Annotated in this window: 7 protein-coding genes; 4 read left to right on the top strand and 3 right to left on the bottom strand. The window is 74.1% G+C overall.

The features are described from left to right. Nucleotides 1-108: 108 nt before the first annotated feature. Complete coding sequence (locus AB0G74_RS29680) at nt 109-450, bottom strand: helix-turn-helix domain-containing protein (RefSeq protein WP_361152396.1); 342 nt, start codon at nt 448-450, stop codon at nt 109-111. Between the two features lie 63 nt (nt 451-513). On the opposite strand from AB0G74_RS29680, the gene AB0G74_RS29675 reads away from it, so the two are divergent. The 3 genes from AB0G74_RS29675 to AB0G74_RS29665 all read left to right on the top strand — a co-directional run bounded on the left by AB0G74_RS29675 (nt 514) and on the right by AB0G74_RS29665 (nt 11200). Beyond that, the gene (locus AB0G74_RS29675) at nt 514-1362 is read left to right on the top strand and encodes an NmrA family NAD(P)-binding protein (protein WP_361152393.1); all 849 of its coding nucleotides are present in this window, start codon (nt 514-516) and stop codon (nt 1360-1362) included. Nucleotides 1363-2205: 843 nt separating this feature from the next. After that, complete coding sequence (locus tag AB0G74_RS29670; RefSeq protein WP_361152391.1) at nt 2206-4458, top strand: hypothetical protein; 2253 nt, start codon at nt 2206-2208, stop codon at nt 4456-4458. A gap of 97 nt (nt 4459-4555) precedes the next feature. Next, complete coding sequence (locus AB0G74_RS29665) at nt 4556-11200, top strand: hypothetical protein (RefSeq protein WP_361152388.1); 6645 nt, start codon at nt 4556-4558, stop codon at nt 11198-11200. A 33-nt stretch (nt 11201-11233) separates the two neighbouring features. On the opposite strand, the gene AB0G74_RS29660 is transcribed toward AB0G74_RS29665, so the two are convergent. After that, the gene (locus AB0G74_RS29660) at nt 11234-12214 is read right to left on the bottom strand and encodes an endonuclease/exonuclease/phosphatase family protein (RefSeq protein ID WP_361152386.1); all 981 of its coding nucleotides are present in this window, start codon (nt 12212-12214) and stop codon (nt 11234-11236) included. 119 nt (nt 12215-12333) lie between these two features. Next, nucleotides 12334-14322 (bottom strand): amino acid transporter, encoded by a 1989-nt coding sequence (locus tag AB0G74_RS29655; protein WP_361152384.1) that lies wholly within the window; start codon nt 14320-14322, stop codon nt 12334-12336. A gap of 301 nt (nt 14323-14623) precedes the next feature. On the opposite strand from AB0G74_RS29655, the gene kdpF reads away from it, so the two are divergent. Further along, on the top strand, nt 14624-14713 hold the full coding sequence (gene kdpF / locus AB0G74_RS29650) for a K(+)-transporting ATPase subunit F (protein WP_358824710.1): 90 nt from the start codon (nt 14624-14626) through the stop codon (nt 14711-14713). Nucleotides 14714-14720: the final 7 nt, after the last annotated feature.

Raw genomic sequence — 14720 nt, 5'->3', positions numbered from 1 at the left:
CGCAAGGCGGAGGGGTTCCCTCGTACTGGACGTACTTGGGAAATCCCGACAACGCGGCGAATGTGCGTGCCGGGCGTCGCGGGCCAGGCGGGATTCTGAAGACACGGCCTAGCCCGCGCCGACGCCCTCGGCGTGCTCCGCCACGGGTATCGCCATCGCCCAGGCGGCCATCGCGTCCAGCACGGTCCGCAGCTCCTTGCCGAGCGGCGTCAGCTCGTACACCACGCGTGGCGGAACCTCCGCGTGGACCGTACGGGTCACGATTCCGTGGGTCTCGAACTGGCGGAGCCTGCTCGTCAGCGTGTGAGGGCTGATCCCCGGCAGGGACGAGCGCAGCTCGGTGAAGCGCTGCGGGCCCCTGAGCAGCTCTCGGACGATCAGGGTGGCCCACGGGCCGTCGAGCAGTGTGAGGAATCGGGCGACCCCGCAGCTCGGCAATGATGTGCTCATAGTGCGACGGTACGCCATTGGTGCAGTTGATGTAACCGGTGCATCGTATGCACCATTGGCGCTATGAACTATGTGATCCACGGCGCCACGGGCGCCCAGGGAGCCCCCGTCCTCACCGCCGTCGCCGCCACCGGCCGGCCGGTGACGGCCGTCGTCCGGGACACGGGCGCCGTACCGGAGGGCGTACACGCCGTCACCGCCGACTACGCGTCGGCCGACCAGCTCGCCGCCGCGTACGAGGGCGCTGCCGGGGTCTTCGTCCATCTGCCGCTGGGCGCGCCCGACGACCGGCTGACCTACGCGCGGCACATCGTCGCGGCGGTGGGGCGGGCCCGGCCCGGCCGGGTGGTGGTCTCCACCAGCGGCGCCTTCACCGAGGGGCCCGGGGCTGATCCGGCGGTGGCGGAGCTGATCGCGGGGGTGGCTGCGAGCGGGGTCCCGTACGCCGTACTCGCGCCGAAGCTGTTCCTGGAGAACCTGCTGCTGCCGCCGGTCGTCGGCGGGGCCCGGGAAGAGGGTGTGCTGCGGTATCCGATCGCGGACGGATTCGACGTCTCGTGGTCGTCCCATCTGGACGTCGCCGATGCCGCCGCCGTGCTGCTGGTGGACCGTACGGATGTCACCGGCACGGTCGCCGTGGGCCAGTACCCGGCGATCACCGGTGCCGCTCTCGCGGAGGCGTTCGGGGGCCGCTTCGGGCGGGACGTCAGCTACGAGGGCATCACCCCGGACGCCTTCGCCGAACTGATCACCCCGCTGCTCGGGGCGCCGACGGCGGCCGGGGTGGCCGGGCTCTACCGGGCGATCGGCACCCTGCCCGACCATGCCATCAGGCCGGAGAACTCGGCCCAGGAGCTGCTGGGTCTGAAGCCCCGGACCACGGGGGAGTGGCTGGCCGACCTCGGCGTGTGACTCCGCCCGGCCGGGCCGCTCCTATCGGGCCCGGTCCGGCCCGGACTCGGGCGCGGGGCGGGGAACCAGGGCGCGGGCGCGTCGCGCGGAGGCGCCGGGCACCGTAAGTGCTTTGCGGTCCTCCCGCGACGGGGGCGCGCCGAAGAACCGCTGTGTCCGTCGCGGCGGGCCCGGGCGCGTGGCGCGGAGCCGCCGGGCATCGTGAGCGCATCGCGGTTCTCCGCCCGGCCGGGGATTGCGGCAGTGCGCGGTCTCGGTGAGGCCGGACCGGCCGGTTCCGGGGCCGTGGGCACGGCAGGGTCGGGGGCGGCCCCCTCCGCAGGGAGCTGCCCATCCTTCTCGGCCCGTACCGATTCCCATCCTCCTGCTCCGTCTCCCGCGTCGCGCGACGAATCCGCTGCTCGGCCTCTGTGCGGAATGTAGACCATAAATCGATCTCCTCCGATAAGTTCCGCGAAACTCCGCGGAAAGCCGGCAGTCGGGCCGTGCTCGTACTGATGTGCGGTTGCGGCGGGTTATCAGCCTGATCTTGCCGACCGTGCCGGGATGGCGCGACCGGATCCCGTCGAAGCCGCCCACGGGCGATCCGAAAGGCGTAGCGTCGACCGCCCCCACCCGAACGCGATCGACATCCCGGGCTCGCTGCCTGGTGATTCCTGCGAGGGGAGACGGAATATGACGATGGCTCATGCCCGTGGTGGAATCGGAACCACCCCCTTCGGCGCGAGCCCCGACAGAACCGCCAGAACCGCGAGAACCGCGAAAGACTCAGCAAGCGGAAGCGGAGCCGGGCCCCGGGGCGATCGGACCGGCCCCGCCGGGCGGCCCGTCCTCACCCCCGCCATGGCGAACGGCCCCCACGCGGTGGACCCCGCCGAACTCGCCGCACTGCGGCGGTATCTGGAACGCGTGGTGGAAGCCCGCCCCGGGCCCGTCCACACCACCGTCGCCTTCAACGCGGCCTGCCTCGGCTACGACACCACGGGCGACGGCTACGGGGGCTGCGCCCTCGACATCGACGCCTTCCCCTCCGTCACCTGCGACGGAACAGGCGCCGCCGTACTGCCCGTCGGCGCCTTCGTCCGGGTGGAGACCGGCTCCGAACCCCTCTACGCGGAGATCGTCTACCGCGAGGGCGCGTTACCGGGCGGAGCCGTACCGGACGACGGCGCCTCCGTGTGGGGGACGGACGGAACCGGGGACCGCGTCGGCGGCGACGGCTCACCGTCCGTACGGCCCGAACTGCTGGTCCCCGACTTCACCGCCTTCGGCTCCGGCCTCCAGGTGGAGACCCGCAAGACCGACCGGCTCCGGGCCCACGGCAAATGGCTCACCGAGGACGGGCACATCCGCTACGGCGTCCGGTGCGCCCCCGAAGCGCCCGCCGCCGCGCGCGGCGCGGCGAACAGCGGGACGTACGGCGAGACGGAGCACTTCGTCGCCCACCTCCTCGGACCCGGAAGGGACGGTCGCATCGGCCCGGCCGTCCCCGTACCCCTGGCCCGGCTGGCGGGCGACGACGATCCACGACGGCTCCGCGCCGTCCTCCACGGACTGCTCGGCACCGTCGCCCACGCCCTCGCCACCAGCGACTCCGTCCGCCTGTGGAACGGCTACGCCCTCAGCCGGACCGAGGTCGCCGAAGGGCTGCTCAGGGACGGCCCCCTGGGCCGGTCCGATCTGGGAACCCTCGCCAACTCCCTCGTACGCGGCTGCGTCCCGTCCGGACCCCGGCGCCACGGCCGCACCGGGCCGAAGACCGTCCACACCGCCGTCGGCCCCTGGCTGCGGTCCGTCGCGGGCGCGGAAGGCCGGCTCGGCGGGGTCGGATACGCGGTCGCCGTCTGCCGGACCAATCTGGCGATGGGCGATGTCGTCCGCGACACCGACCGGGGCCTCTTTCCCGAGACTGGTGTACGGGTCGCACTGGTGGACGCCTTCGAGAGCGGCGGGATCTGGCGCTCCCACCACCCGGGCGCGGAACCGGACCGTACGGCGGCGGCCGGTGCCGGTGCCGCCGCCTCGTACGAAGGGGCGCGGCTCGGCGGGCCCCGGGTGACGGGCGACGACCCCCGCTCCGTCCGCTGGACCTTCGCCCTCCGGCCGGGTGCCCTGCGCGCGTCCCGGGCACCCCTGCCCGCCGCCGTCGCCGAGGAGCTGCGCGCGCTCGGCACCGCGGAACGTTCCGCGGTGCTGGAGTTCACCCACGCGGGAGAGCCCGCGGGCCCCGCCCCCGGCCGGCGGGTCCGGCTCGCCCCCGACCGCGACGGCGTCCCGGGCCTCGCCGGGGTGCGGTGGCCCGACGGCAGTCGCCCCGGTCTGCTGATCGACGCGGAGTGGATCCGGGGGAGTACCCGGCTGACGATGCGTACGACCCTCCTGGACACACCGGTCACGGTCGACGGCGGGATCCTGCGGCACCGGTACGACCCCCGGGTCCTGACCCGGTACGGGCCGTACGACCCCCGACCCGGACCCCGCCCCCGGCCCGGCCGGGCCGAACCCGGGCCGCCCGAACTCGTCCTGCGAGCCGTACGGCGCTGCGGGCTGCTGACCGAGGACGGGCACGCCCTCCTCGACCGGGCGGCCCTGCCACGCGCCGTCCATCTGCTCGAACTCGACACCGCGCCCGGCCCCGGCCCCGGCGGACGGCGGACCGGAGGCGACCGCCGGGGCGGCCCGATCACCGCCGCCGAACTGGATCACGCGGCCGGGGAGCTGATCGGGAACGGCCTCCTCTACGCGGCCGTCGGCAGCCGGGGCGCGGACGGCGATCCGCACTATCCGGCCCGGCCCTCGGAACCGCCGATACCGCTCGTGGGCTACGACCCCGACCCCCGGCCCGTCACCGGCCCCGGAGCCGAGCCCGCGGGGTCCGCCGAAGGCGATGAAACGGCCGCGACGACCGGTGCCGGTACCGGAGCGGCGACTCCGCATCTCGTCAACGCGTTCGTCCGCCGACTGCCCCGGGGCAGCGCGCCCTCCACGCGCCAGCGGGAGGCGTACCGCGCGTACTGCCGGGAGGTCGGCAAGGCCGACGGCACCGAACTGCCGCCAGGGCGGACGTTCGTCGGCCCCCACTACCGGGGCCGTTGACCCGTCACCGGACGGTGGCGCCACCCCCCTCGGCACGGCACGGCATCACGCACCCCCGACGGAACGACGACGGACGACAGAACGGATGAACCGACGGATGACGGCTGAGCCGACGACGGTCACGACCACACCCCTGATGGTGCTGACCACCCCGCACACCACCCCGCATGCCGCCCTCTACGCCGCACTGCGCGCCCTCGGGGAGCAGATCCCGGTCACGCTGGGGGAGATCACGGCCGGTGAGACCGAACTCGTCCTCAATCTGCTCGCCCAACGCGAACGGCGGGTGATTCTGCAGAACCTGAAGTTCCGGAAGGTCGAGCCGCGCCGGTTCGGCCGGGTCCTGAGCGAGCAGGTGCTCAAGCGCGTCCAGCGGCTCGAACCGCCTCGGGAACAGGCCGAGGCCGCCCGCTGGCTGACCCAGCGGATCAGACAGGAGATCGAGGAAGCGGCGGCGGGCGGCGACGCCGCCCAGCACCCGCCCGGCGATCCCGTCGAACGGTGGGGGGTACGGCTCGCCCGGCTCACGCTCTTCGCCTGGGCCGACGGCTCGCAGCAGACCGCGCGGGCCGTGCTCTGGGCGGCGGACCGCGACTGGCTGGGCATCCGGGCCGAACCGGAAGCGCTGGAGGTGCTCCGCGCCGCCGCCGAACGCGTCGCCGAGACGTCCGGCGACGAGCCCGGGTTCGCCTGTCCGCACGCGGCGGCGGGGTCGATGGCGGGCCTGCCGGACTACGCGTTGGCCGTCGAGCCGGAGAGCCCCGGGGGCGTGGCGGGGGAGCCGCCCGAGGAGCCGCCGCCGAACTCGCGGACTCCGTCCCGTCCGTCGGACTCGCCGCACCGGTCGGGCCCGCCGGACCCCGGGCGTACTTCCGAGCCCTCGCGGCGGGAACGGGACCTCGCCGAACTGGCCGCCCGGACCGAAGCGCTGACGGCCGTCGTGCCGGAGGCGTCGGCCGCCGCCGAACGGATCCGTACCGCCCTCGCCGACGGCCGACCGCCCGCCGGGCCCGATCTCGCCCTGCTGGCCCGGGTGGGCCCGGCCTTCGACCGGGTCGCGGGAAGCCTCGACGGCCTCGGTGTCACCGGGGTGCCCGCCCGGCTCCGCGACATCGTCCGGGCGGTCGCCGAACACCGCGCGGCCGTCCGGCGCGACACGGCGACGCGTACGGCACTGGCCGCCGTCGCGACCTTCACCTGCCCCCGGGGAGCGCCGGTCGCCGACGTCCTCGAACAGGCCGTGGCACAGGCCGCCGCCCTGCTCGCCGAGGACGACTGGTCCGCGGCCGACCACGCGGCGGCCGAGGCCCTGACCCTCATCGAGGCGCTGGTACGGGCCGGAGCCGACGGCGGCACACCCGCCGAGATCCAGGAACTCCAGCGGCGGCTGACCCGGGCCCATCCGCCGTACGCGGTGGTGGCCGTCTTCCACGACCAGATCGCCCCCGGAACGGGTACGGCCGGTCCGGCCCGAGGCGGACAGGGGCTGTCGGCCGAACCATCCGAGAGCCCGCCCGCACCGCCCGCCCCGGAACCGCCGGGCGACGGGTGTACGGGCGGCACCGGGGCCGTGACTCCCGGCACCACGCCCGGCGAGCCCCGCCGGGGGCGCCGGAGGACGGCGGTTCGCGGCGCCGGGGAGCCGGACCACCCGCCCGGCCGTGCCGACGAGTCCACCGACCCGGCCCGATCCGAAGCCGAGGCGACCCCGCCCCGCGGCGGCGCCGGGCGGGATCACCCGCCCGCCCCGGAGCCCGCCGACGCCCCGGCGACGACCGGCCGGGCCGGATCCGGCCGGGGCCCGGGCCGTACCGGAGAAAGGTCGGCCCCGGCCTCGTACTACCTCGCCGAAAGCACCGACGGGCCGGCCGTGTCCCTCCGGCCGCCGAACACCACCGGAACCGGCGGGAGCGCGACCCCCGGCGGCCCCGAGTCGGCCCCGCCTCCGGAGCCCGGACGTGTCCCGGAGCCCGCCGGATCGCCGACGGCCGCCGACCGGGGCGGCCCGCGCCCGACCGGTTCCGGCCCGGTCCCGGTCCGTACCGGTGACGCTCCGGAAGCCCTGCCCGCTACGGACGCGACCCGCCCGTCCCGGGCCGGGTCGGAGCTCGTGGACGCGGCCACCGGTCCGCCGTCGACCGCCGCCGATGAAGGCCCTGACCGCGCATCCCCGCAGGCCACACCCGCCGATGACGGGCCCGTCGAGGTCGGACTGGTGCTCGCGCGGCTTGTTGTCGAGGAGCGGTACGGGCTCGCGGCCCGGCTCTCCGCCGCCGCGCGGCGGCGGCCCTCGGAGGTCGCCGCGTTGCGGCTCGCCGGGCTCGGGGGCGTCCTGCGGAACCGTTCCGACTCCGCCGCCGACGCGATCGCCGGACTGCTCAGGGACGACGACGTCCTGGCGGCGTCCGGCGGCGCGGGTCCCGTCGGCCCCGCAGGCCCCGACGGCCCCGGTGGTCCCCATGCGGACGTCGCGCCGCTGCTCGTCCTGCCCGCCCTGGTGAACGCCGCCGTCGTGACCGGTGAACCCGTCGTCGGCGCCCAGCTCAAGGCACTCGCGCAACGGCTCTCCGGGGCGCTCGCCGAGGTCGCCGCCGAACTGGCCGAAGCGGCGCTCACCGGGGCCCTGCTGATCGCCCCGCTCGACGCCGTCGGCGCCGATGTCTCCGGTCTCGAACACCGGCTCGGGGAGAGCGTCGAGGCATGCCGTACGGCGCTCGCCGTACCCCGGATGCGATTCCAGCGCGCCACCCAGATGGCCCGCCGGCTGCTCGCCCCCACCGGGGAGTTCGGGCGGGTGCTCGGAGCCGTCGTCAACGGCGCTCCCGACGCCGCCGAACTCGCCGACGACCTGCTCGAACGGCTCGGGCGGCCCGCGCAGATCGAGGCCGCCGTCGACCGGATGGACGACGAACTGCGCAGCCCGGGCGGCCGGACCATCCAGGGCGCGGCCCGGGCCGACGTACGGCAGTTCATGGAACGCGTCCGGGACGCCGTACGGCGCTGGCGCGCGGCCGAACGCGAGGCACGTACCCGCCGGTCCGCCGGGAACGCCTGGGCCTACGAGGCGGTCGCCGCGCTACGGCGGCGGATGCTCGGTCTGCGCGACCGGATCGCCGACGACCTCGCCGCCCAGGAACGGCGCACCGCCGATCCCCTCACCAGGGCCGCCGCCAACCGGGCCGCCGTCGTCTTCACCCGGGTCCTCGACGAGCTGGCCGACCCCGGCCGCAGGCCGCCGCAGCCGCCCACCGGCACGGAAGCCGCCGCCGTACTCGACGCCGAACTGCTGAAGGTCCCGCCGAGGACCGGCGCCGCCGGGACCGAGGCGGGCGCCCCCACCGTCGCCGAACTGCTCACCGCCGTCGACACCTCCTGGGACCGGGCCGTCGAACTCCTGCTCTCCCGGGACGGATTCACCGCCGTCCACACCGTCCTCCGGCTCGCCGACGCCGGAGCGCTGCCCGCCGCGCACGGACTGACCCCGGCCGTCGCCGACCGGCCCCGGATCGAACGCCGCGAGCACGAACGCCGTACGGCACTCGCCGCGATCGCCGCCCGGCAGGCCGCCGCCCTGCGCCGGGCCCAGGCCGACGGCGCCCTCACCGTCGAACAGGACGTCGGACTCCAGGAACTCCTCGCCGACGCGGCACCCGCCACCCCCGCCGGGGAAGCCCGCGAACCCGCCGCCATCCGGCGCAATCTGGACCGGGTCGCCGAACTGCTGCCCCGCTACCGCGCCGAGGCCGCCGACCGGCTGCGGGCCCGGCTCGACGGGCTCGCCGACGTCGGCGCCGCCGACCGCGACCACATCCGCCGCCACCTCGACGCCGACAGCCTCGCCACCGCCGCCGAACTCCTCTACTACCTCGAACTCGGCGAACCCGTCCCCGAGATCCGGTCCGAGGAATCCCATCTGGAGGTGTTCTACCCGGCCGTCCCCGACGGGCTGCCCGGCGGCATCACCGAACAGCTCGTGACCACCGTCCGGGCCGGCGGCAGACACCGCTCCGTCGCCGCACTCGACTACACCGCCCTCTCCACCGAGGAGGCGGCCCGCGCCTCCGCCGCCCTCGGCCGCTGGCGGAAGCTCGCCACCACCAAGGACCGGGGCCGGATCAACCCCCGCGAGGACCTGGCCCCCGCCCTCGCCCTCCTCGGCTACGAATCCAAGGGCATCCGCCCCCTGGACGGGCTGCCGCGCGGCAAGGACTACAAGTTCTTCGACATCGTCGACGTCCAGGTCACCGGCCGGGCCTGGGCCCCCGCCTTCGGCTCCGGGCTCGCCGCCCGGGGCGACAAACTGCGGGCCCTGCTCATCTGGGGCAGGCCCGCCGCCGATCTGCTGCTCAGCCGGATCCGGCAGGACCCGAGCGACGCCAGCCTGCTCGTCGTCCACTTCGGCACCCTCGACAGCCGGACCAGGGCCGAACTCGCCGCCCGCTCCCGGGACACCGCCAAACCCGTCGTCGTCGTGGACGACGCGGCACTCGCCTACCTCGCGGCCCGGGGCAACCGGCGGGTCGACGCCGCCACCGAGACCCTGCTGCCGTTCTCCGCCGTGAACCCGTACATCAAGGAGAAACGCGGCCAGATCGGCCGGGAGATGTTCTACGGGCGCGACCGCGAACGGAAGAGCATCATCGACCCGGCGGGCACCCAGATCCTCTACGGCGGCCGGGGCCTCGGGAAATCGGCGCTCCTCGCCGACGCGGGCGACCACTTCGAACGGCAGCTCCCCGGCTGCCACCGCACCCTCCACCTCAACCTCGACAAGATCGGCATCGGCAAGGCCACCGCCCTCGGCGCCGCCGCGATCTGGACCACCCTCGACCGGGAACTCACCCGGATGGAGGTACTGGACGAGCCCCGGCGGCGCGGCCCCCGGCGCGAGGCGTGGGAACGCGTCACCGAAGGCGTCCAGGGCTGGCTCGACCGGGACCCCGAACGCCGGCTGCTGATCCTGCTCGACGAATGCGACCTCTTCTTCGAGGCCGACGTACCCGAATGCATCGAGACCCGGCGACTGCGCGGCCTCGGCGAGGACTCCGGGGGCCGGGCCAAGGTCGTCTTCGCCGGACTCCACTCCGTCCAGCGCTTCACCCGGCTCGCCCGCAACGGGCCCTTCGGGCACCTCGCCCAGACACCCGCCGTCGTCGGACCGCTGTCACCGCAGTTCGCCGCCGATCTGCTGGTCCATCCGCTGCGCGCCCTCGGCTTCGAGTTCGCCGACGCCGACCTGGTCAACCGGGTCCTCGGCTTCTGCTCCTACCAGCCCTTCCTGCTCCAGATCTTCGGCAGCCGACTGGTCGAGGGCATGCAGCTCAAACGGGCCCGGCGGGCGGCGGCCGGACCGCCGTACGCCATCGACGCCGCCGATGTCGACGCCGTCGAACGGGACGCGTCGCTGCGCTCCGACATCACGGCCGCCTTCAAGGAGACCCTCGAACTCGACCACCGCTATCTCGTCGTCGCCAACGTCCTCGCCCGGCACGCCCGGGAAAGCGGCCTGGAGACCCGGCTCAGCGACCACGAACTCCGCGACGAATGCGGCCAGTGGTGGCGGGAGGGATTCGAACGGCTCGACAGCGAGGGCTTCCGCGCCTACCTCCTCGAAATGGTCGGCCTCGGTGTCCTCGCCCCCAACAACGACGGCCGGGGATGGCATCTGCGCGGCCCCAACGCGCTGCGGATGATCGGTACGGCCCAGGAGATCGAGGCCCGGCTCGAAGGCGCCGAACGGGACTGCCGCCTGGAGGAGACCCTGGTCCGGGAGAGCCGCCCCGACCTGACCGACGGCCGGTCCGCGCCGCTGACCGTCGACCAGATCGACTACCTCCTCGGCGACGGCGGCAACCAGGTACGGGTCGTCCTCGGCAGCCCGGCCACCGGCGTCGGCGACGTCGTCCGCACCCTGCGCGGCGCGACCGGCCGGATCGAGGGCTGGACGGCGCCCGAGATCGGCAGCGCCCACGCCTACCGGGAGGCACTGGCCGACGGCGTCCGGGGGGAACGGCGGCTCGTGGTGAGCGATCTGACCGGGAAACGGGCCAAACCGTGCCGTGAATCGCTCGCCAGGGCCCGGACGACGGTCCCCGACCGGCCCGACGCCACCCGGTCCGTGGTGCTCGTATCGGGTATCCGCCAGCTCGCCTTCTGGCGGGAACTGCTGACCGGGGACCCGGCGGCCGACGACGACGGCACCGTCGTCACCCTGCGGCGGTACGACGCCGGGGCCCTCAAGGACTGGAGCAGACGGCAGAGCTTCTGCGAGACGGACGCCCGGCTCGCCCGGCTCGCCGAACTCACCGGCGGCTGGCCGCTGCTCCTCGACCGGGCCCTGGAACTGCGCCGGAACGGCCACGACCAGGACACCGTCCTCGGTGAACTGGCCCGGACCACGGCCCGGGAGGACGGCGCGCGGGACCTCGCCGAGGCGACCGGGATCCGGCGGGACGAGGCGGTGTACGCGGGGTACCGGATGGTCGTCGCCCAGCTCGGCACCGGCTGGAACCGGCGGGACGACGTCGGGGCGGCGGTCGAACTGGCCGTCGGATCGGGCGGCGAGGCGCGTTGGGTCCTGCTCTGTCTTGAGACCCTTCAGGTCTTCGACCGGGACGGCGGCGGCCGTCTGCGGGTGGAAGCCGTACTGCACCGGGCGCTGGAGGCGCTGGAGCTGTCGCGGTCCCTGCCCGACGCGGATCCGGACCCGGACCTGGAGGTGGAGGTCGAGGCCGACGGCTGAGCCGGTTCCGGGGCGCCCGGGCGGCGCCCCGGTTCAGAACCGGATCCCGGCCAGGACCGGGAGATGGTCGCTCCCGGTCCTGCCCAGGGCCCGGATATGGGTGACCCGGGCCTTCCTGGCCAGCACCTGATCGATCCTGGCCAGCGGCCGGGCCGCCGGCCACGAGAAGGCGAACGCGCCGTCGGGGGCGTTCAGCTGGGACGTCAGCGGGGTCAGCCCCCGGTCGCCGACCGTGGAGTTGAGATCACCGAGCAGCAGTACCCGCTCCGTCTCCTCGGCCTCGATCGCGGTGCCCAGATAGCGGGCGCTCTCGTCCCGGCGGGTGGTCCCGAAACCGGAGAGGGGCGAGAGCCGTACGGACGGGAGATGGGCCACGTACACCGCGATCTCGCCCCACGGGGTGTGTGCCGTCGCGCGCAGCCCGCGCCGCCAGTCGGCCGGGACGTCCTCGGGGCGGATGTCGACCGGGCGGACATCGGTCAGCCGGTGGCGGGAGAAGAGGGCGACCGTGCCGTCCGCCGCGAAATGCGGATACGCGGGATCCAGCTCCTTCCGGTAGGCCGGAAGCGCCCCGGGAGTGACCTCCTCCAGGGCGATCACATCGGCCTTCGCCGCCAGCAGCTGCCGGGCCGTGCCCGCCGGATCCGGATTGACATCGCTCACATTGTGCTGAAGCGCCGTCAGATCGTGCCGTCCGCCGTCCGCCGCGAGGGTGCCGCCGTGCACCACCAGCCAGGCCATTCCCGGCGCCGCGCAGAGGCCGAGCGCGAGGGCCGACCGCCGCCAGACCGCGACGGCCGCCAGCGGTACGGCGGCCAGCGGCAGCCACGGCTGGAAGGTCTCCAGCAGACTGCCCAGCCGGGGACCGGCGTTCGGGACAAGACCCGGACCGGCGGAGACCAGGGTCACCACGGCCACCAGACCGATCACCACCCGCTCCCGCCGCCACTGGCCACCCCTCAGCCACCGCCGCGCGGGCCCTGCCGCGGATGGGGATCCGGCGTCGCGTCTCATGCGCCTCTCCTGTCACGGGTCTCCTGCTCCCCGTGAACGACGCGCGGGCCGGGCGGGCAGTTCCGCTCCGCCCCGGAGCGCCGGGCCGCTCGGCTCACCGGGCTGGGCCGCCGGGTCCGTCAGCCCACGTGGATCCGGGGGCGGCGGGCGGGGTCCGGTTCGGCGCGGCGCAGCACCTCGCGGGTGACCGGGGCCGTCTCGCCCTCGCCGAAGACCAGGAACTGGAGGAGATGGCTCACCGGATGGCCCTCCGTCCAGGTGAAGTAGGCGTGCGGGACCTCGCCCGTGTCGTCGCGGATCCGCATCAGGACCGCCGCGATCGTGTTGGGGACCGTGGGGCCGGTGACCCGCAGCCGTCGTACGCCGTACTTCTCGGAGCCGTGGACGGTGAGGTCCTCGGTGAAGTCGGACGAGTCCCGGACCACGACCTCCAGGAAGAGGACCGGGCGCTTGCCCGGGATATGGGTCTCCTCGCGTTTGCGGTACTCCTTGGCCCGGTACTCGGCCTTGGTGTGTTCCGTCGGGTCGCTGGCGATGATCCGGATCGGGCCCTTGGCCGCCGCCTCCCGGACGAACCGTTCGGCCGTGCCGTCGAAGACGACGTCCGCCGCGCGCAGCTCGAACGCCCGGTGGATCCGGGAGGCGAAGGAGGTGATCAGGATCGCCAGGATGAAGAGGGCCGCGATCTTGATGCCGTCGGGGCGCTCGATGACATTGGCGACCGTGGTGTAGACGAAGACCGCCGTGATGGTGCCGAAGCCGATGGCCGCCCGGCGGTCCCCGGCCTGATGGGCGAAGACGGTGACCGCGAGGGCGGCCGAGAGCATCAGGACGAGGACCCCGGTGGCGTAGGCGCCGCTCTGCTTGTCGACATTCGCGTCGAAGTAGACCGTGATCCCCACCGCGATCGCCATGAAGACCAGGACGAGCGGACGGACCGCCCTGGTCCATTCGGGTGCCATGCCGTAGCGGGGGAGGAAACGGGGGACCAGGTTCAGCAGTCCGGCCAGGGCCGAGGCGCCCGCGAACCAGAGGATGCAGATCGTGGAGACGTCGTAGACCGTGCCGAAGACCTCGCCCAGCTCCTGATGGGCCAGATAGGCGAGGGCCCGGCCGTTCGCCGGGCCGCCGGAGGCGAACTCCCGCTCCGGGATCAGCATCACCGTGGTCAGGCTGGAGAGCAGCAGAAAGCAGCTCATGATCAGCGCCGCCGTGGTGAGCAGCTTGCGGGTGTCCCGGATCCGGCCCGCCGGATTCTCGTACGCATCGGACGGATCGCCCTTGATCTGCGGCATCACCGCCACCCCGGTCTCGAAGCCGGACATGCCCAGGGCCAGCTTCGGGAAGACGATCAGCGCCACGCCGACCATCGCCAGGGACGAGGAGTGCTCGCCGAGCATGGCGTCCCACCAGTCGCCGACCACGAACGGCTCGGACAGGATCCGCCGGGCAGAGGCGACGATCACCACCAGGTTCACCAGCAGGAAGACGGCGACCAGGGGGACCGCGACCCCGATGGCCTCCCGGAAGCCCTTGAGGAAGACCGCGCCGAGCAGCCCGATCAGGAAGAGGGTGATCCACAGGTTCTCGCCGTGCAGCCAGCCGGGGGCGTAGGGGTTCTCCACGATATGCGCGGAGGCGTCGGCGGCCGAAAGGGTGATGGTGATGATGAAGTCGGTGGCCGCGAACCCCAGCAGCACCAGGACCAGCAGCTTCCCCGTCCACCACGGCAGCATCCGCTCCAGCATGGCGATGGAGCCCTCGCCGTGCGGTGAGCGGCGGGCCACCCGGCGGTAGACCGGCAGCGCGCCGAAGAGGGTGAGGGCGATCAGGACCAGGGTCGCCAGCGGGGCGACCAGACCGGCGGCGAGCACCGCGATCCCGGGGGCGTAGCCGAGGCTGGAGAAGTAGTCGACACCGGTCAGACACATCACCCGGTACCAGCGGTGGCCCTTCGCCTCGGCCCGGGGCCTGCCGTGCGGCCCGGGGTGGCGGGCGGTCTGCTCGCTCAGGCCCTCCAGCAGCCAGGCACGGCAGCGGGCGGCGGCCGTACCGCCGCGCGGGGGAGCGGATTCCGGGGCGGCGGCGGGCGGCCGTGCACCACTCATCCGCCCTCCTCGGACTCGGCCGGATCCCATCGCTCCGGAACTCTCCGCCATCCTCGCCCCCGGCCGTGTTCCCGGCAGCCCGTACGGGCTCCGTACAGGAAGCGTCAAGAGGGGCGACCGGCCCGTAAGGGACGTGTCAACGACGGCGGCGAACCGGACGAAACGGGGTTTCCTCGAACAGTCCGAAACCAAGCAGTTCCGATCAGAAACAGGAGCTCACGATGGCCGACCTGGCCTTCGTCGTCACCACGGTCGCGGTCTTCGCGCTGGTGGCCGTCATCGCCAAGGGGGTGGCGAAGCTATGACCGCCGAGAACGTCGTCGGCTTGATCATCGCCGTCGCCCTGCTGGGCTATCTCGTCCTCGCCCTTCTGTACCCGGAGAGGTTCTAGCCCCGAC

This window comes from Streptomyces sp. NPDC020875 (genome assembly GCF_040641415.1).
Taxonomy (GTDB): Bacteria; Actinomycetota; Actinomycetes; order Streptomycetales; family Streptomycetaceae; genus Streptomyces.
Note: the sequence above shows the minus strand (reverse complement) of the source record. Positions and strands in the feature narration are given on the sequence as shown.